The following is a 19,587-nucleotide window of genomic DNA, read 5'->3' on the forward strand; positions in this document are numbered from 1 at the left end:
CAGGGTAGGTTACCCACGCGTTACTCACCCGTCCGCCGCTCTCCCCCGAAGGGGTTCGCTCGACTTGCATGTGTTAGGCACGCCGCCAGCGTTCATCCTGAGCCAGGATCAAACTCTCAAAAAAAATTTGATGGCTCAGATACTATTGTTATCAAAATATCTGGCTTTATATGGTTTGTTTCTTGTTTTCTTATAAATTAACCTACTGTTTAATTTTCAATGTTCTTTTCAATACTTTCTCTGTGTTTTTCTTTGTTTCGTTTGCGTCTCTTTCGAAGACAAGTATTACTATATCAAAATTAAAAAAACATGTCAACACTTTTTTAAAACTTTTTTCAATATTTTTCTCTATATATTTAATAAATACAATCAAATATTCCAGATATACTTGTATTTTTCAACTATTTCACTTGTATTTATATTTAAATTATAAAATTTATTCTATTTTATAATTTTCTTTATATTTTTAAAGACATACAAATATGTTTTAGATTTATTTGTATCTATCTCATAATTACATGAAGCAATTTTTTTAAATAACATCCCTATTATCTATATAATACGATAAACTAATTTTTACACATAAAGTTTTTTACATTGTTTTTATATATTTAATCTCATTATATTATTTATTTTTGATTTATTTTTAAAATGTATCTATTTTCAGTAATTTTGAAGTATAATAGTCTATATTATATAAAATAAGAAACAAGTCAATAATAGATTTAAATTATATTATTATATCTTTTCTGTTTTATATACTTAAGTTAAGAGAGGTGATAAAAAATTGGATAAATATCTAAGAGAACCAATTAATGGATTTACCCATTTAGCTGGAGCTGTACTTTCTTTTATAGGATTACTTGCCCTAGTTATAAAAACTAGCTTAGCAAATCCTTCTGCACTATCACTAACTGCTGTGATTATTTTTGGTATCAGTATGATACTTTTATATACAGCATCTACTGTATACCACTTAGTAATATCATCAGATAGAGTAATAAGTTGGCTTAGAAGATTAGATCACTCAATGATATTTATATTGATTGCAGGATCTTACACACCATTTTGTTTAATAGCACTTAATGGTCCTACAGGTTGGATTCTTTTTGCGGTGATTATGTCTGCAGCTATTGCAGGAGTATGCTTCAAACTTATCTGGTTCAACTGCCCTAGATGGATATCAACTGCCATTTATGTTGCTATGGGATGGGTTTCTGTACTACTTATAGTACCTCTATATAAAGCTATATCACTAGAAGGTGTTGTGCTACTTGTAGGTGGTGGTGTTTTCTATACTATAGGTGCAGTAATATACGCTGTTAAACCTAAGTGTTTAAAATTCAAAAACTTTGCGTACCATGAAATATTCCATGTATTTATACTGTTAGGAACGCTTACTCACTACATATGTGTATTTAAATATGTAATATAATAATAATTTTTTAAAAAAATTAGCCAATTACACAGATAATTTATTGTCGTGTAATTGGCTTTGTTTTTTTCTATTTCATCGCCCTCATTGCATTTAGTACTGCTATAAGTGCTACACCTACGTCAGCAAATATTGCTTCCCACATAGTAGCAACCCCTCCAGCACCTAATACCATAACTATAACCTTCACACCAAGAGCGAATGCTATATTCTGCCATACAATTTTGTTAGTTTTATTTGCGATCTCTATTGCAGTTGATATTTTACTAGGTTCATCATTCATAAGAACTACATCCGCCGCTTCTATAGCTGCATCAGATCCCAGTCCACCCATCGCAATGCCGACATCTGCTCGAGCAAGAACTGGTGCATCGTTTATACCATCTCCGACAAATGCAACTCTTTCTTTTTCTGCTCTACCTTTATATATCTCTTCTAGTTTTTCAACTTTCTCATCAGGTAATAGATTTGAATAAACTTTATCTAATCCTAGTTTTTTAGCAATACTATCTGCAACTTTTTTATTGTCACCAGTGAGCATTACAACTTCTTTTATACCTGCTTTTTTTAAATCTTTAATTGCCTTAACACTGTCATCTTTTATTTCATCAGAAATTACTATATATCCTCTAAATTCTGAGTCAACAGCAACATATACTACTGTTCCAATATCTGTAGCTGGGGTATAAGAAATTTTTTCACTCTTCATAAGTTTTTCATTACCTGCAAAAATTGTTTCCCCAGAGTATCTAATTTTGATACCATGCGCTGCTATTTCTTCGTAATTTTCAATTTTATCTAAATCAACTTTTTTGTTGTAAAAGCTTGTTATAGACTTCGCTATTGGATGATTTGAGTTTGCCTCTGCCAATGCTGCATACTCAATTAACTGTTTTTCTGATATACCAACAGAATTAACTTTTGTTACTTTGAAAACTCCTTTAGTAAGAGTACCTGTTTTGTCAAACACTACAGTGTCAACATCTCTAAGAGCTTCTAGATAGTTACTTCCCTTTATAAGTATTCCTTTTTTAGATGCCAATCCTATTCCGCTGAAAAAGCTTAGTGGTATAGATAATACTAAAGCACAAGGGCAAGAAACAACTAAGAATATCAGCCCTCTGTAAAGCCAATCTCTAAGTGATGCATCAGGAAGTACAAGTGGTGGTATAAATGCAACTCCTAAAGCTATTATGACTACAGCTGGTGTATAATATTTTGAGAACTTAGAAATAAAGTTTTCTGTAGGAGCTTTCTTACTACTAGCATTTTCTACTAGGTCTAAAATTTTTGAAACAGTTGACTCTCCAAAAGGTTTAGTGACCTTAATAGTGATCAATGCATTTTTATTTATTACACCAGATAAAATATCTTCATCTTTAGATACTTCTCTTAAAACTGATTCACCAGTTATTGCTGATGTATCAATCATAGATGATCCTTCAACTACTACTCCGTCTAAAGGAACCTTTTCCCCTGGCTTTACTACAATCAAATCTCCAACACTAATATCTTCTGGTGATACAACTTTTAGCTCAGATCCGACCTTAAGATTAGCATAATCAGATCTAATCTCCATTAGAGCAGTTATAGATTTTCTAGATTTTCCAACTGCTAGATCCTGTAGATACTCCCCTATTTTATAGAAAAGCATAACGCCGACAGCTTCAGATAATTCTCCTATAGCTAAAGCACCAACTGTCGCAATTGACATTAGAAAGTTTTCATCAAATACTCTTCCTTTAGTAGCATTTCTTAGAGCCTTTAAAAGAACATCTCCACCTATAACTAAATAGGCTACAACAAATATTACGCTATTTACAACACTTTCATTTCCTGTGGCTGTTTGATATATTCCCAATATATATACAGCTACCCCTAAAATTAATTTTATTAATTCTTTCTTATTGTGTCCTCCACCACCATGGTCGTGTGAATCCTCTCCATTGTCACTATGCTTCTTATCTGATTTCATTTGAATGTCTAAACCTGGTTCTATAGTATTAATTTTTTCTATAATATTATCCAATACTTCTTTTTCATTTGCATTTGAACTAAATTCAAAGATTAATTTCTTATTTACAAAGTTTAAGTTTGAAGATACTATTCCATCTAATTTTTCTATTGCTTCTTCAATTTCAGCTGCACAGTGTGCACAATTAAGTCCACCTAAAATCATTTCTTTTTTATTTGAATTATTCTTTAAATTATCTTTAATTTTTATATCTAAACCTGGTTCTATAGTATTAATCTTATCCATTACTTTGTTAATAACTTCATGTTCATTTGAAGACTCTTTCAATTCAAAACTCAGCCTTTTATTTACAAAGTTAAGATTAGCGGATTTTATTTCATCAAGTTTTCCAACAGCCTCTTCTATTTCAGATGCACAGTGTGCACAACTTAAACCATCTAAAATCATTTCTTTTTTGTTTAATACTTGAGATGCCATATCGAATACCCCCTTTATTTTTTATTTCTCTCTTGTATATGGCAAAGACCACAATTAAATATTTGACTTACATGATCGTCATCCAATGAATAGAATACTGTCTTGCCTTCTTTTCTAAATTTAACAAGTCTTGCTTGTTTTAAAACCCTCAGTTGATGTGAGATAGCCGAATCCGTCATGTTTAATAAACTAGCTATATCACAAACACACATCTCACTTGCAAATAATGCATACAATATTCTTATTCTGGTAGAATCTCCAAATACTTTAAATAGTTCAGCTAAATCATAAAGTATTTCTTCATCTGGCATGGTTGATTTTGCTCCACTTACTATCTCCTCATGTATATTCTTGCATTCACATGTTTTAAATTCTTCATTTATACTCATAATTATCTTTTCTCCTATCCTATCATTTCAATATATGAATAATTGTTCATATATTCATTATAGGTCTTATTATTAAATTTTGCAATATATTATTTCTTTATATATATTCTTACATTCAATTTTTTAAATTCCTCATTTATACTTATAATTTCTTCTTCTCTCCTGTCCTCATTTTAATATATGAATAATTGTTCATATATTCATTATAAGACTTACTGTTAAATTTTGCAATATCTATTCTATATTTTTTAAATAAAGAAATCATACATATTATGTAGCCGACTTTTATATATATTATAAGAATAACTTTTTTATAGTTTTTTTGGGAGGTGCTTTTATATGAGTTTCGACGAAACAAAGAACAAACTAGATAGTAGCTACATGCCATACCTAAATCCAGATTCTTACAAAGACTATATTGATCTTAGTAGTGACAAGTTCATGAAAAGAGTGGAAGGAGCTAATTCTAGTCTTAACTTAAATCAAATGAATAACAATTACAAACAGTCTGTAGGTAATATTCAACCAGATCTAGATTTAAATGAAATGCCAAACTACAATCAACAGGGATTAGGAAATTATCAAGAGCTTAATCAAAGCATGGCAAATCCAAATACACAGGTTCGAGGTACACTAGGTAATAGGAACAACAATCCAAATACTTATTTTGAAAACTTTGCAAATATGCTTAATGGACAAAATCAAAATAGCATGAACCCACAAACAAATCCAATGAATCCACAGATGAATCCAATGAATCAACAGATGAATCCGTTGGACCTACAGGCAAATCCGATGAATCCGCAGATGAACCCAATGGGCCAACAGGGAAATCCAATGAATCCGCAGATGAACCCAATGGGCCAACAGGGAAATTTAATGAATCAACAAAATAACCCTAACATGTATCCTGGTTTAAACTTTATGGGAAGTGATGTTATTATAATGATACCCGGAGTAATTCGAGGTACTATGCAGGGTCTCCCTGTTATTGTTCCACAATCCATGGACTTTGGATCAGGAATGACACCTTATAATTCAAATATGGGCGGATCAAATAGTATGGGTTCTACTAATTCAAATCCTACAAGCCCTTGGATGAATAATCCTATGAACAATAATTTAGGAAACAGCATGGGAAGTGGCATGGGCAGTGGCATGGGCAGTGGCATGGGCAGTAACATGGGCAGCGGCATGGGTAGTAACATGGGCAGTGGCATGGGCAGTAGTATGGGCAGCGGCATGGGTAGTAACATGGGCAGTGGCATGGGCAGTAACATGGGCAGTGGCATGGGCAGTAACATGGGCAGTGGCATGGGCAGTAACATGGGCAGTGGCATGGGCAGTAGTATGGGAAGTAGTATGCCAAACAATCCGAATAGTAATATGAGCAGTTCATCCGCTGGAAGTATGAATAACCAAATGAATAGTAATATGAGCAAAACTCCAAGTAGTTCAACTTTTAATACTATAGGTGGTACCCCTTTAAGTTCAAGTGGCTATGGAATTAATTTCGGTACTTACACAGGTTCTGGTCCAGTTTCTTCCGGCTCAACTGGAGTTCTAACAGGTTCAACATCAGGAACACTTAGAAATTCCAAAGAAACTAGTAATTCACAAATAAATTTAGAGGAACTTGACGAAGAAGAGATGTAAACTTTTCAACAGAATTAAAAATAATAAATTAGTAACTTTAAATAAAGAGGTGATACTCAGCCATTTTATTGCTGGTAACACCTCTTAAATTTATACATCAATATTGTACTTAAATTGGAACTTACAAAAAATTATAGTCCGTTTTTTTAAAAAGTAAGGAAAAAAGGATATTTACTTTTTAACAGCTTCTTTATCTTCTATTCCATCCTTATAATAAATATCTTTATTTACCTTCCCTAAAGATTTTCCAACAATTATTGAAGTAACTATAGATCCATTTACGTTTATCATGGTTCTACCCATATCTAATATAGGGTCTATTGCTAGTATACCTGCTGCCAGCGGGAAATATGGACCAAGCCCAACTCCAGATAACACAACAGATACTGCCATTGTAGCTGTGCCTGGAAGCCCTGCTATTCCTATAGAACCTATCGTTATAACTATAAATAACATTGCATAGAACGTAGCATTCATTTCTATTCCAGCCATATTTGCTATTGTCACAGCCATAAGTGCAGGATATATACCAGCACAACCATTCATACCCATATTAGCTCCTAAACTTGCAGCAAAACTTGATACACTTTCATCTACCCCTTGTTTTTCAACTAAGTTATTTATTGTTACAGGGAGTGTTCCTAAACTTGAACGAGATGTAAAAGCTAATACTAATGGTTCTATTGCATTTTTAATATATTTTATAGGGTTTAAACCATTAAGTGCTATTATAATTAAGTGAACTATAAACAGTATAACAGTAGATACATAAAGTGCAAAAACAAACTCCAATACTGATAACATTGACCCTATCCCACCTGATGTTATAGTATTTGCAAGCATCGCTATAACCGCATATGGCATCACTGATATAACTGTCATAGCAACACATACAATAATCTTATAAAATGCCTCTACTAGGTCCACAAATGGTTTTATTATATCTTCATATTTTTTATTTAATCTCTTAACTGAAAGACCTAAGAATGCGGCAAATATTATTATAGCAACAATATTTGCATCTGCCATAGCTTGAACTGGGTTTGTTGGTAATAATCCAATTAATGTATCAACCACTGACGTTATCTCTTTCATCTGTGCAGTATTATCTACAATACCTTTAACCCCTTCACCTAAGTGCATAAATTTTCCTACAACAATTCCTATAACTGCTGCTATCGCTGTAGTTCCTAATAGCATTCCTATAGTTCTAAATGTCATAGATTTTAAATTTTCTCCATCCCCCATGTTGATTATTACTCTAAGTATTGACACAAATACAATTGGAACGACCAGCATTTTTAATAAAGCCATAAATCCGCTCCCAAATAGACCATACCATTTAGTTACTTCCTGCAGCCATACTACTTTAGTCGGGTCATCTGGCATACCTGCAACTAATTGTATTATTACACCTAATGCGAGTCCCATAATTGTAGCAATGATGGTCCTCATAGAGAAGCTAACTTTCTTTTTCCCTAATTTTTTAACAAAAATAAACATTCCTAATAATACAGCTATGAAAAGTATTGTCTTTAAATCCGTGATCATTAGAAATTGTGAAAAAAACGAACTTTTTACCATTGTAAATCTCCTTTTAATTATAATTTATTAATTACTTTATATCGGCAAATTAAATCTACCGAAATATACTTGCATTGATAATGGTTAATCAACTATCAAATTGATAATTCCATTGTACATTATACAACTATCATTTTGATAATGCAAGTATATATCTATACAAATCTATATTTAATAGAATTTTATTTGTTAAATATAGATTTTGAGCAATATAATACATCATTTTGTATACTAGTATATAAGCCCATTCTGTAATTATTAACTTCCAAATTGATTTATATTATATTTATAAAAAATTTATTGTGAAAATGCATTTTATCAAATCAAGGTAGCGCATTCTACATTCCGCTTCAATTAGGTTTTCATATGGGTTTGAGAGCAGGGGAAGTTGCGGCACTTTCATGGAAAGATATAAACCTTGATAATCGTACTATGCATATTAACAAAACATTTGTCAGATTACTGGATAATTCCTTTGAGTTAGATACTCCAAAACCACCGGATTAAATATTATACAGTTGCAAATTTGAAATTTTATAAAATTTTTTTAAAAAAGAAGTATATATTTCAATACTTTGACAATAATACTAATGTATTCCTCATAATATTCCCCCAATATTATAGAAATAAAAATAAGAGTGGCCAGTCAAAACTGGTCACTCTTATTTTTTATATAAAATTTTTATTGTCTAAACTGATTAAAATATTTTCGTCTCATAATCTTAATTTAAAAAATCATTAAAATCTTCAGCCCCAGACTCTGCAAAATCATAAAGAGCATTCTGTTCAAAATAATAATTACCAATTAGTTTAGTACTACCACCATAGTTAAATTCAATAGATTCATTTATAAATTCACTATCATCATTAGAATAAGTTCCAATAAATAGCCTACCCATAGCAAAGTAATAAATAGCTTTGATATCATTGTTTATAACATATTCACTTTCTTTTACATGATCATTATTAAAACTAAATCTAGTATATAAATTTCCATTATCCATGAAACTCTTAAACAGAAATGGATTCTCGTCATAAAATTTCTTTTCAAAACTATCAATGTTTTTTATTTCATAAACTGAAACATATTCCGGTTTTGATATTTCATCAAATACCTCGAAATCATAAACCTCATCAATATCAGTGACTAACAGAGAATTTAATTTAAATCCTCTTCTTTTATGTATATCTTTTTCGATGCTAAGAGCTATTTTACAAGAATAGTAACCATCAACATCCTCGTATATAGCCGTAGTTAAATACTTGTCTTTTCCCATTCTTTTTACTTTGGTTTTAAGTAATGTACCGTTTATTTTGGTTACATGCATGCTAGAAATTTCATTACTTCCAGAATAATACATAAGGCCTTCTCTGTCCCAAGCTATAAACCTCATCGTCATATAATTTACAAACTCTACTTCATCTAAAACTTCTTTACAAATGATGGGATACATATCTTCTATTTTTAAATTTCCACTATACCCTTCAATAATATTAATATATTCGTTAACTTCTCCAGGAAGTTCTTTATTATAGTACTCGTTTTTCTTCCCATAAAAACTCACCAAAAATCTAGCCTCGTCTTCAGATATCCTTATTTTATCGGATCCCAATCCTCCCATTAGTCTTTCTTCTTCTCTATAAACTTCATATCCACTAGGATTATCAAGACCCACATAGTCTGCAATTCCTAGTCCTTCAGAATCTAATAAAAAGTACTGACAAAAAATTTTATTGTCATCATTGTTTCTCCAATTTATAACAAGACCCATACTTCCCATAAGTCTAGAATTTGTAACCTTTGCGAAGTTAAACTTCATAAAATCATTTCCTCTCATTTTTAAATAAAATTTATTTATATTAGATATTATACATATATAATGGTAACATAGATATAATTTATAATATAATAATAATAAAAATGATTAACATAGGGGTGATTTTTTGGGAAACACGGCAGCCTTTTTCGATATAGATGGAACTTTGTATAGAGACTCGCTAATGGTAGAACATTTTAAGAAGCTAATGAAATACGATATAATCGACCAAAAAGATTGGTATAGTAATGTTCGAGATACTTTTATGGATTGGGATAAAAGACAGGGTAATTATGATGACTATTTACTGGAAGTTAGTGAGCTCTACGTAAGATCAATAACAGGTCTTGACACTACATGTATTGATTTTACAAGTGACCAAGTAATTAAATTAAAAGCTGACAGAGTTTATAAGTACACTAGATCAAGAATAGAATGGCATCTAAAACAAGGACATATTGTGATATTTATTTCTGGTAGCCCTAATTTTTTAGTTGAAAAAATGGCTAAAAAGTATAATGCTAGTGATTTCTGTGGAAGTGAATATATTTTTGAAAATGATGTGTTTACAGGAAATTTAATCCCAATGTGGGATTCAGATAGTAAAAATATATCTATTAATAACTTTACTAAAAAATATGAAATAGACCTTTTGAATTCATATGCTTACGGTGATACTAATGGTGATTTCAATATGTTGAGAAGAGTTGGAAAACCAATAGCTATAAATCCTACAAAAGAACTATTAAAAATGATTAACTTAAATGAAAATATGAAAAATAAAACTAAAATTATTGTAGAAAGAAAAGACCTAGTTTATTCCCTTACTTCAAGAGTCGAAATTATTGATATATAAATTCAATAAATTAAAACATTAAAATTTATGTGTAAATAAGAAGCTTCTCAATTGTATTTAACTTTAATGAGAAGCTTTCTGTTTAAATTATTTCATATTTTATTAGATTTACATTTTTAGTTTTTAAAAAGTATTTTTCTAAGCTGATGATTGTAGTAATTTATAAACATTGAATAGGCGTAATCATAAACCAAAAATACAGCTTGAAATGCTAAAACCATAAATAAATTAATAGGAAAATACACTATAGTTCTAAATACAAAATATAGCATGATAGCTGCTATATTTGCATATGCTATCTTTAAAAAATATTCTACGTATAATGGCCTATCTTTTTCAATCAGATATTTTATTATCCCATATACCGCAAAAGTACATACATATACAATCCAATGTATTTTATTTGACATTACTAAAAATCCTAGTATTACTGATCCTAAATAATATACAAATGCTGTTTTTATACCCCACTCCATGACAACTACTGCTACAATGAGAGAAGCGATCCCCATTAAAAACATTGTATTGTTAGGAATAATATTTATTAAAAATAGAAGTATAACATTTACTGCCAATAACATTCCACCATAAGCTATTTTCTTATTCATATACATCACCTAGCAACAAGAAATAAAGTCTCCTCCCATACACTCACAACATGAGTCTAAACACCACAACTTACAACATGTATCGCAACAGTCATCGCCACAGCAACAACAACATCCACCTAAGTCACTTTGACGTCTTCTATTGTAGTAATCAGCTCTATCATTATAGTTATTTCTATACTGAGTATAATTGTCTAATGCACTGCTATATTCTTTGTTTTCTGGTTCCATAAATTTTGCCCTTTTGATATAGTCTTCGCCTTCTTCGTAGTAACCTATATTCATCGCTGATATTCCTGATAAGTAATACCATTCTGCACATTTATCAGAAATGGATTTCAAAAAATTGTATGCATTCCTAAATTCTCTATTGTCAATCATTCTTCTAGCTTCCATAAAACCACTATTGTTAAACATTTTTTTCTCTCTCCTTTCAAACTATCTATTTTTCTTTCTTAATACGACATATAATTTCCCAGGAAATTTTACACAGTATTTATTATTTCGATTTTTAATACTTTATAGATAACCTTAATTTTTTATTGACTGCTCGGATTGTTTAATATTTTTTTATATCTCAAATACACTCCAGAATAAATTATATTTTCTATAATATTTTTATTAACTTCAATCTCTAAGCTGTCAACTGCATTACCAAGCATCCCCAATGAAAAACTTATAATCTTATCTACTCTTTCTCTGAGTTCATCTCTTCTATTAACATAATTTTTAAATGGATTATAACTTCCTTTTTTAATATCATCATCTAGGTCTTCAAAGGCATCAAGTATATAGATGTACTTTCCTATATTAAAACCTACAGTCCTTAGTCTGTCTTCGTACTCATCTTCCTTGTATGCAAATATTTCACTCATCAAATTTCCAAATGTATTTGATACTTCATCTATATTGATATTTCCATCATTTTCCAGTTTGTTTAGTTCTTCGAGTTGCTTCTTTATATACTCTGCTTTTTGATGGTATTTTTTATAAGCATTTTTTAATTTACCTTTGTATATATTATATGCTAATTTATTTTTAATACCTCCTTCATCACGAACATTGTCTTCTAATTTATAGCAAGAAAGTAACACATTCATGCTGGCAGCGTATTCAGTCACCTCATTCATCAAAATTTTATTCTTTTTAAAAGGAGATGAAATACATGTTTCATCCGTAATAACTGATTTTGGCTTATATATTGCTGATAGTAAAACGATCAGGAAAGTAATATCAAAATTTAATGACAACCTAGATATTTCACCATGATTTTTCTTAAGACATTTACATAGACCACAGTAGTACGACTTATAATGATCATACTCTCTAAATGTTAAGTCAAGCTTGTTTATTTTTACATACCCAAACATATTTATCCCCTTCTAATTCTTCTATTTACATAAAATTAATATATTATAGTATAACACTTTTTTATTCATTTTACTAACAACAAAGGGTTACATTTAGATTAGAATTAGATTATAAGATAAGAATCTCAATATCGAATAAACACCATTTTTTGATTTTTGCATTATACTTTCAGCTATAATTTTTATGATTATTTGCAATACCTTTGTAATTTGTTCAATTAAATATGTATCAATTTTATTAAATAAAGATGTATCGTAAGCTGATACATCTTCTTAATTCTTATTATTTTTTTAAAATTGGCTCGTATGCAAACTCTCCCTTTGTCACTATTAACTCTTCTTTTGCCTTTTCAACCACCTTTTTATCATCCATTACATCAAATACTGTACAAGCTATAGACTTAGAAGCTAGCAGCATAGCTTTAAATCCCATATCTGATCCAGCACTTGAACACGATTGCCAAGTATGTGCTGATACTCCTATCGGCCAAACTGAACAAGAGCACTGTGCTGTTGGAATTATATAACTGATGTCACCGATATCTAGTGATAATGGTATACAGTTGTTTTGTATTACTGTATCGTCAGTTACCTCTGTATGTAGATAATTATCTATTATATTTAGATTACCACTTAATACATTTGCAACCATACTTCTATCTGCCTTTGATTTATCTTTGGAAAGCGCCTTTGCAAACTCAATATCTTTTTCGTTATAATTTTGTGTTCCAATTGCTATCATATTTTCTGAAAGAATATCTGTTAATGCAGTATTTGGCAAATAATCGTAAACGCCACTAATGATTTCATACTCCATCTGTGTACTAGTCATCAGTGCTGCACCTTTTGCAACATCAACTACTCTCTCAAATACACTCTGTACATGCTCCATTTTAACTCCTCTGACATAGTACCACACCTCAGCAAATGCTGGTACTATATTTGGCGCTCCTCCTCCATTCGTAATTGAATAATGAATTCTACAACTGTCAAATATATGCTCTCTTAAATAATTGCATCCTACATTCATTAGTTCAACAGCGTCAAGTGCACTTCTACCATTTTGTGGAGCTTGCGCAGCATGTGCACTTATTCCTCTAAATCTAAATTTAATAGAATAATTTGCAAGCGTCGGAATTCTTATAGGTGTATTTATATCAAATGGATGCCAACTAAAAGCACAGTCTACTTCATCAAAACATCCTTTGTCTATCATAAATATCTTCCCTGATAGGTCCTCTTCTGCTGGTGTTCCAAAGTATTTCACAGAACCACTTACCTTTTCATCCTCAATCATCTTCTTTACAGCTATAGCAGCTCCTAAAGCGCCTGTTCCAAGTAAGTTATGCCCGCATCCATGTCCCGGGGCTCCTTCTTTAACAGGTTCCTTAGTTGTTGAAACTTTTTGAGATAGCCCTGCTAATGAATCATACTCACCAAGAATACCAATAACTGGCTCTCCACTTCCATAGGTTGCAATAAATGCTGTATCCATTCCCTCTACTTCTTCAATATGAAAACCTTTACTTTTTAGGTATTCTTTTTGAAGACTTGAAGCAAAGTATTCTTTATATTGAAGCTCGGGATTTGACCAAATTTGGTCAGAAACATCTCTAAGCTCGTCTTCAACACTATCGATATAGTCTAATATCATTTGTTTATTCGGATCAAGTTCACCCATAGCAATTTACCATCCCCTTTATTTATATATTAGAAAACCTCTTGTAAAGTCAAAGTGAACAATTCAAGAGGTTCTAAATTCATCTAATTATTTTGTTAACCAATTTACCATGTTAACCCATAGTGTATTGTAGTATTCCCAATCAGTGAATTCTTTTGGACCCCAGTGTGGAGCACAGTCAGAACTAAATATAGCTGATTTACCTTTTCCGAATTCTCCAACCGCAACAAATGGATCCCCACCTATTGTAGCTAAAACTTCACAACCTTCTTTAGCTATAGTCTTGTTGTAGCCTAAGAATTTTGGCCACTCTGTTGGTATACCTTTTAATACATCGTGGTTAGAATTTACTATTACAGGTGTTATTCCTGCTGGCTTTTCAACTCTATCATCTTTATCTAACATAGATACAGGAAGTACTTCTGCAAGAGCAGTTTCACCGTAACGAGTCTTAGCATCTATTCCAGTAAATGACATATAACCACCTACCATTATTAATGCTCCACCGTCTTTAACATAGTTGCATAATAACTCAAGTCTATCTGGGTTAGAGTTGCATTCAACGAAAGTACTATTAGATAGTAAGAATGAGTTAGAACCTATATCTGATAGGATTATACAATCATACTCTTTTAAACCTTCCATTTGGAATGGGAAGTTGTCAACAGCTACGTGAGCTGGCATATGAGTAACTTCGTATCCACCTGATTCTATACCTTCTTTGATCCATTTTACTGCTTCCTCATAGTGTGAAGTTACAAATGTATCAAATCCTTTAATATGAGTTATTTGCTTAACCCAAGATTCTCCAACAATTAAAACTTTTTTCATTCTTTTGTTTCCTCCTATTTTGATAAGTTTAAAATCATACTTGCATACATTAATATGCTCTCTAAATAGCTATCTATTTCTACATATTCATCTACTGAATGACACTGATTTATTGAGGCTGGTCCTAATATTATAGTTGGAATTTTAGCCATATTTTGCATTATTCTTGCATCATTACCCGCTGTAGATGAAATAATTTTGACTTCTCTATCAAGTGTATCTTCTAGTATAGCTTTAGTTTTAGTTACAAACTCAGAATTAGAGTCAATCTCATATCCAAATCCTGATTGAGATATTATTATTTCTGGCATATTTTCTATTAGCCAGCTATCTCCTCCAGCTCTAGTCTTAATGGTATTATATATATCATCAACAACTTGATCATAACTCATAACTGTAGGTAAGAAATGCGCCATAGCTTTGAAAGTACACTTTCCAGCTACCGTAGATGCTGCATCTCCACCTTGAATAACGCCTAAGTTAATTGTAGGAGCTGGAAGCATTGAATGCTTATAGTTCATAAGCCAATTGTGTTCAAGTTCTTTAAGATCTTGAATAAGTAACATAGCTTTTTCTATAGCGTTTACACCTTTCCATTTACTGCCAGCATGTAGGGCGACACCTTTTACCTCTACATCAAATCCGACGAATCCCATATGTGCAACTATCATGTTTTTTTCTGAGCATTCGCAAACAACACAATAATCTCCATCAATACCATTCATCACAGCATTTATGGTACCATTACCTCCACCTTCTTCGTCACATACAGACATGACTTTTACAGAACCTGGAAGTTCCAGTCCACTATCCTTTATAAGTTTAACTGCCATAAAAGGTGCTATCAAACCTGACTTCATATCGGCACTTCCAAGGCCATAGATTTTACCATCGACTTCAGTACCAGTATAAGGATCATATGTCCATTTACTTAAATCACCTGCTGGCATTGTATCCATATGTCCATTAAAAACTATTGTTTTACCTGGATTTTTTTCACTGTATTCACAAATAAGGTTGTATCTATCATGATCTTTATAATTATGACCAAGATTTCCTTCTTTGTTAATTTCTCTAGAATTAAAAATTGTCTCTTCACTCATATCTTGACGATTAGCTTCAAATCCAATTTCTTTAGCAAGTTTTTCTAAATAAACTTGTCCCTCTTTTTCATAACCACCAAGTACACCATGGCTTATGTTCTCTGTTTTTATTCCAATAAGCCCTTTAAGATCTTCGATGTACTCCTGCTTATTTTTATTTAAAGTATCTATTAAGATATTTTTCATAATAACCTCCAAATATTGGGTTATAATATTTTTTCACTAGACTATATTAGTTAGATTTTGCTTTCTTTAACTTTAAGTTATTGATCCATATAGCAAATAACATTACTAAACCTTTTATAATCATCTGGTTGTATGATGAAACACCTAATAAATTCAGACCGTTTCCTAATATACCTATTATACCAACACCTATACATGTCCCTAGTATTGAACCAGAACCACCCATCATATTAGTTCCACCAAGTACAACTGCTGCTATAGCATCAAGCTCAGCGCCGTCACCAACTGTTGGAGATCCTGATGCTAGACGAGAAGAAAGTATTATTCCAGCAAGAGCTGTAAGTACTCCAGCTAAAGCGTAAACTTTAACTATTACACTTGTTACCTTTACACCACAAAGTCTAGCTGCTTCTGGATTTCCACCTACAGCAAGTACATGGCGACCAAATGCAGTCTTCTTAAGTAAGTAATGCCCAGCGATAACTACAATAATCATAATTATTACTGGTATAGGAATTGGACCTATGTATCCTCTACCTATCATTTTAAACGCATCTGTATTTACAGATATCGGTCTACCACCAGTGAACACAAAACTTAAACCACTGATTATAGTAAGCATCGCTAATGTTACGATGAATGGTGGTAAATTTTGAGTAGAAATTATTAATCCTTTAACTACACCAAGTAACCCACCTATTATTAAAGCTAAAAGTATACCAACCCATATTGGCATATTGTAGTTTACTACAGTTGCTGCCCATAAAGTACCAGTTAATGCAATAACAGCACCAACACTAAGGTCAATACCAGCTGTTATAATTACAAATGTCATACCAACTGCTAGTATAGCATTTATAGAAATCTGTCTCATAACATTTACTAAGTTATCCATTGTCAAGAAGTTAGATGAAGCCACACTCATAATTATAAATAATATTATAAGCCCTGCTGCTGCACTACCTTGCTCTCTTAAAAAAGGAAGAACTTTACTTTTAAATGTTGGCGACGCATTTTCCTCTTTTTTAGTTATTGAACTCATCAATCTTACCTCCAAAAGCTAATTTTAAAACGTTGTTTTCTACTTTTTCTTCGCCTTCTAAAAATCCGCTTACTTTACCTTCTCTCATAACCATTATTCTGTCACTCATAGAGATAAGTTCTGGAATCTCAGATGAAATCATTATTATACTAACTCCATTTTCTACCAAGTCACCCATCAAGTTGTATATCTCTGATTTAGCATTTACGTCTATACCTCTTGTTGGTTCATCCATTATTAGTATGTCTGGATTTAATAATAGCCATCTAGCGATTATACCTTTTTGTTGGTTACCACCACTTAAACTTTGTATTATTTGATTCATACTAGGCGTTTTTACATTAAGTGATTTTATATATCCATCAACTATTTCTTTTTCTTTACTATTATCTATAACTGATCCAAATTTAGATATCTTACTTAAACCTGGCATTGTTATATTTTCTTTTACCGTCATCTGCAAAAATAAACCGGTTCTCTTTCTATCTTCTGTGATCAAACCTATACCATTTTTGATTGCTATTGAAGGATCCTTAAATTTTACCTGTTTGCCATTAAAAAATAACTTTCCTGAATCGAATGAAGTTAGTCCAAATATTGATTCTACAATTTCACTTCTCTTACTGCCAACTAGACCACCAATACCAAATATTTCACCTTTTCTAACATTGAAACTTACATCTTTAAAAACACCATTTCTAGTTAAATTCTCAACTCTTAATATTTCATCTTTTATTTCAACGTTTCTTTTAGGGAAAAATTGGTCTAACTTTTTATCTATCATTAAATTTACTAACTCCTCTTCAGACTTAATTTCTTCTGTTATAAGTGTAGTAATGGTTTTTCCATCCCTCATTATCGTTATTCTGTCACATATTTCGAATAACTCTTCCATTCTGTGAGATATATAAATTATACTCACGCCATCCTTCTTTAAATCTTTTATTAATCTAAATAATATCTCTGTTTCTTTTTTACTTATCGATGATGTAGGTTCATCCATTATCAGTATTTTTGTATCTAAAGACAGCACTCTAGCTATCTCTACCATCTGTTTCTGTGCAATGCTCAAACTGCTTACTAAACTTTTTGGATTTATGTCGATTCCCATATTGTCAAAGATCTTTTTTGCTTCATCATTCATTTTCTTATCATTAGTTAAGATTTTTCCGTTTATTTCTTTTCCCATAAATATATTTTGAGCTACAGTAAGCTCATCAAATACTGTTAGTTCTTGGTATATTGCATTTATACCAATTTCTTTTGATATAGTTGGTGATATATGTTCAATCTCTTTGTCTTGGAAAACAAATTTACCTGATGTTTTAGAATGTGCTCCAGTAAGAATCTTTATTAGAGTAGATTTACCTGCACCATTCTCACCTAGTAATGCATGAACTTCACCTTTTTCAAGACTAAAGTTTATATCATCTAATGCTCTTACACCAGGAAATTCTTTGGCAATATTAGTTAATTTTAAAATTGTATTGCTCATTACTTCACTCCTTATATAAAGGTTGTCTCAAAATTGATCGATAACTGCCATCTTTTTAAATCAACGATCTTCGTATTGTCATATCCTAAAACCGTTCAATCTTGAGACATCCTCTTGATGCATTTCCTATTTAAAATCTTTTACGTTTGTTTTATCGTATAGAACAACAGGTACTGGTATATTTTTTTCTACCTTTTCTCCTCTTATTGATTTAACAACAGCATCTACAGCCATTTTACCCATTTCTTTAGGTTGTTGCTGTATCATCGCAAGAACTGTTCCATCATTTATTCCTGATGCTGCTTCTTCTGTTAAGTCAAATCCAACAATCTTAGCTTTAGTGTTTTTAGAAGATTCTAGAGCTGCTTTTGCTCCAAGAACACTATTTTCTGCTGTAGCGTATATTATATCTACATCTGGATTAGATTGTAATAAGTTCTCAACTGTATTTAGAGACTCTTCTCTGTCATATCCTGGTAAACTGTTTAATATTTTTATATCTGCTGAATCTTTGAAAGCCTCTTTGAATCCTTCAACTCTCTCTCTTTGGATATGAGATTTTAATTCAGTTACTATAGCTATTTGAGCTTTTCCACCTAAATCTTTTTCTATATGTTCTTTAGTGTATTCACCTAATTGCTTACCTGCAGCTTTACTCTCTGTACCGATATAAGTAAGTACTTTGTCAGTTGTAAGCTTTGCATCTACTGTTGCAACTGGTACTTCCTCTTGTGCATTTTCTACTGCTGGAACTATTGCTGAGTTGTCAGTTCCCATAACTATCATTCCGTCAACACCTTGTTGTAAGAAGTCTTCTATTGCAGAAGTTTGCTTAGCAACGTCTTGGTCTGGATCGTTAACTATAACTTTGACACCTTGTTTTTCAGCTTCTTCTTTGATACCCTCATCAATATCAATGTAGAATTGATGTTGCATAGTTATTGTTGATACTCCAATAGTTAGGTCTTTTTTGTCTTTAGAATCTTTCTTCCCAGATCCTGAAGAACTTTCCATAGAGCAGCCTGTAAGAGCACCTAAAACTAATGCAGTAACTACCCCTAGTGATAATACTTTTTTCATGA

Annotated in this window: 17 protein-coding genes and 1 rRNA gene; 4 read left to right on the forward strand and 14 right to left on the reverse strand. The window is 31.6% G+C overall.

The window, feature by feature from the left end:
- Positions 1-124 (reverse strand): 16S ribosomal RNA (locus KQI18_RS08360); the annotation flags it as partial.
- Between the two features lie 663 nt (positions 125-787).
- Between KQI18_RS08360 and trhA the strand changes: the two genes are divergently transcribed.
- The gene (trhA, locus tag KQI18_RS08365) at positions 788-1,435 is read left to right on the forward strand and encodes a PAQR family membrane homeostasis protein TrhA (RefSeq protein ID WP_197314422.1); all 648 of its coding nucleotides are present in this window, start codon (positions 788-790) and stop codon (positions 1,433-1,435) included.
- A 70-nt stretch (positions 1,436-1,505) separates the two neighbouring features.
- Here the strand turns inward: trhA and KQI18_RS08370 are convergent, their stop codons facing one another.
- Together KQI18_RS08370 and KQI18_RS08375 are read right to left on the reverse strand one after the other, a co-directional pair.
- Complete coding sequence (locus KQI18_RS08370) at positions 1,506-3,887, reverse strand: heavy metal translocating P-type ATPase (RefSeq protein WP_216467341.1); 2,382 nt, start codon at positions 3,885-3,887, stop codon at positions 1,506-1,508.
- A gap of 14 nt (positions 3,888-3,901) precedes the next feature.
- Positions 3,902-4,276, reverse strand: coding sequence for an ArsR/SmtB family transcription factor (locus tag KQI18_RS08375; RefSeq protein ID WP_197314424.1), 375 nt, complete (start codon positions 4,274-4,276; stop codon positions 3,902-3,904).
- Between the two features lie 339 nt (positions 4,277-4,615).
- Between KQI18_RS08375 and KQI18_RS08380 the strand changes: the two genes are divergently transcribed.
- The gene (locus KQI18_RS08380; RefSeq protein WP_216467342.1) at positions 4,616-5,932 is read left to right on the forward strand and encodes a DUF4175 domain-containing protein; all 1,317 of its coding nucleotides are present in this window, start codon (positions 4,616-4,618) and stop codon (positions 5,930-5,932) included.
- A gap of 171 nt (positions 5,933-6,103) precedes the next feature.
- On the opposite strand, the gene KQI18_RS08385 is transcribed toward KQI18_RS08380, so the two are convergent.
- Positions 6,104-7,516: a cation:dicarboxylate symporter family transporter gene (locus tag KQI18_RS08385; RefSeq protein ID WP_236887707.1), complete on the reverse strand. Its 1,413-nt coding sequence runs from the start codon at positions 7,514-7,516 to the stop codon at positions 6,104-6,106.
- A 366-nt stretch (positions 7,517-7,882) separates the two neighbouring features.
- Here KQI18_RS08385 and KQI18_RS08390 point away from each other — a divergent pair, with 366 nt between their 5' ends.
- Positions 7,883-8,023 (forward strand): hypothetical protein, encoded by a 141-nt coding sequence (locus tag KQI18_RS08390; RefSeq protein WP_216467343.1) that lies wholly within the window; start codon positions 7,883-7,885, stop codon positions 8,021-8,023.
- Between the two features lie 215 nt (positions 8,024-8,238).
- On the opposite strand, the gene KQI18_RS08395 is transcribed toward KQI18_RS08390, so the two are convergent.
- On the reverse strand, positions 8,239-9,336 hold the full coding sequence (locus KQI18_RS08395) for a hypothetical protein (RefSeq protein WP_216467344.1): 1,098 nt from the start codon (positions 9,334-9,336) through the stop codon (positions 8,239-8,241).
- 124 nt (positions 9,337-9,460) lie between these two features.
- Here KQI18_RS08395 and KQI18_RS08400 point away from each other — a divergent pair, with 124 nt between their 5' ends.
- Positions 9,461-10,189, forward strand: coding sequence for an HAD family hydrolase (locus KQI18_RS08400; RefSeq protein ID WP_216467345.1), 729 nt, complete (start codon positions 9,461-9,463; stop codon positions 10,187-10,189).
- A 116-nt stretch (positions 10,190-10,305) separates the two neighbouring features.
- Here the strand turns inward: KQI18_RS08400 and KQI18_RS08405 are convergent, their stop codons facing one another.
- The 9 genes from KQI18_RS08405 to KQI18_RS08445 all read right to left on the reverse strand — a co-directional run bounded on the left by KQI18_RS08405 (position 10,306) and on the right by KQI18_RS08445 (position 19,585).
- Positions 10,306-10,797 (reverse strand): hypothetical protein, encoded by a 492-nt coding sequence (locus tag KQI18_RS08405; RefSeq protein WP_216467346.1) that lies wholly within the window; start codon positions 10,795-10,797, stop codon positions 10,306-10,308.
- Between the two features lie 9 nt (positions 10,798-10,806).
- Positions 10,807-11,214, reverse strand: coding sequence for a hypothetical protein (locus KQI18_RS08410; RefSeq protein WP_216467347.1), 408 nt, complete (start codon positions 11,212-11,214; stop codon positions 10,807-10,809).
- 122 nt (positions 11,215-11,336) lie between these two features.
- Positions 11,337-12,167, reverse strand: a complete 831-nt coding sequence (locus tag KQI18_RS08415; RefSeq protein ID WP_216467348.1) for a DUF5685 family protein — start codon at positions 12,165-12,167, stop codon at positions 11,337-11,339.
- Positions 12,168-12,450: 283 nt separating this feature from the next.
- Positions 12,451-13,848, reverse strand: coding sequence for a M20 family metallopeptidase (locus KQI18_RS08420; protein WP_216467349.1), 1,398 nt, complete (start codon positions 13,846-13,848; stop codon positions 12,451-12,453).
- Positions 13,849-13,935: 87 nt separating this feature from the next.
- Positions 13,936-14,679 (reverse strand): glutamine amidotransferase, encoded by a 744-nt coding sequence (locus KQI18_RS08425; RefSeq protein WP_216467350.1) that lies wholly within the window; start codon positions 14,677-14,679, stop codon positions 13,936-13,938.
- Between the two features lie 14 nt (positions 14,680-14,693).
- Positions 14,694-15,968, reverse strand: a complete 1,275-nt coding sequence (locus KQI18_RS08430) for a M20 family metallopeptidase (protein ID WP_216467351.1) — start codon at positions 15,966-15,968, stop codon at positions 14,694-14,696.
- 46 nt (positions 15,969-16,014) lie between these two features.
- Entirely contained in the window at positions 16,015-17,010 is a 996-nt protein-coding gene (locus KQI18_RS08435) for an ABC transporter permease (protein ID WP_216467352.1), read from the reverse strand.
- Complete coding sequence (locus tag KQI18_RS08440) at positions 16,994-18,505, reverse strand: sugar ABC transporter ATP-binding protein (RefSeq protein ID WP_216467353.1); 1,512 nt, start codon at positions 18,503-18,505, stop codon at positions 16,994-16,996. The genes KQI18_RS08435 and KQI18_RS08440 overlap by 17 nt, the downstream gene beginning before the upstream one ends.
- Before the next feature lie 126 nt (positions 18,506-18,631).
- Positions 18,632-19,585: a substrate-binding domain-containing protein gene (locus KQI18_RS08445; protein ID WP_216467354.1), complete on the reverse strand. Its 954-nt coding sequence runs from the start codon at positions 19,583-19,585 to the stop codon at positions 18,632-18,634.
- Between the last annotated feature and the right edge of the window lie 2 nt (positions 19,586-19,587).

The organism is Metaclostridioides mangenotii (assembly GCF_018917235.1).
Classification (GTDB): Bacteria; Bacillota; Clostridia; order Peptostreptococcales; family Peptostreptococcaceae; genus Metaclostridioides.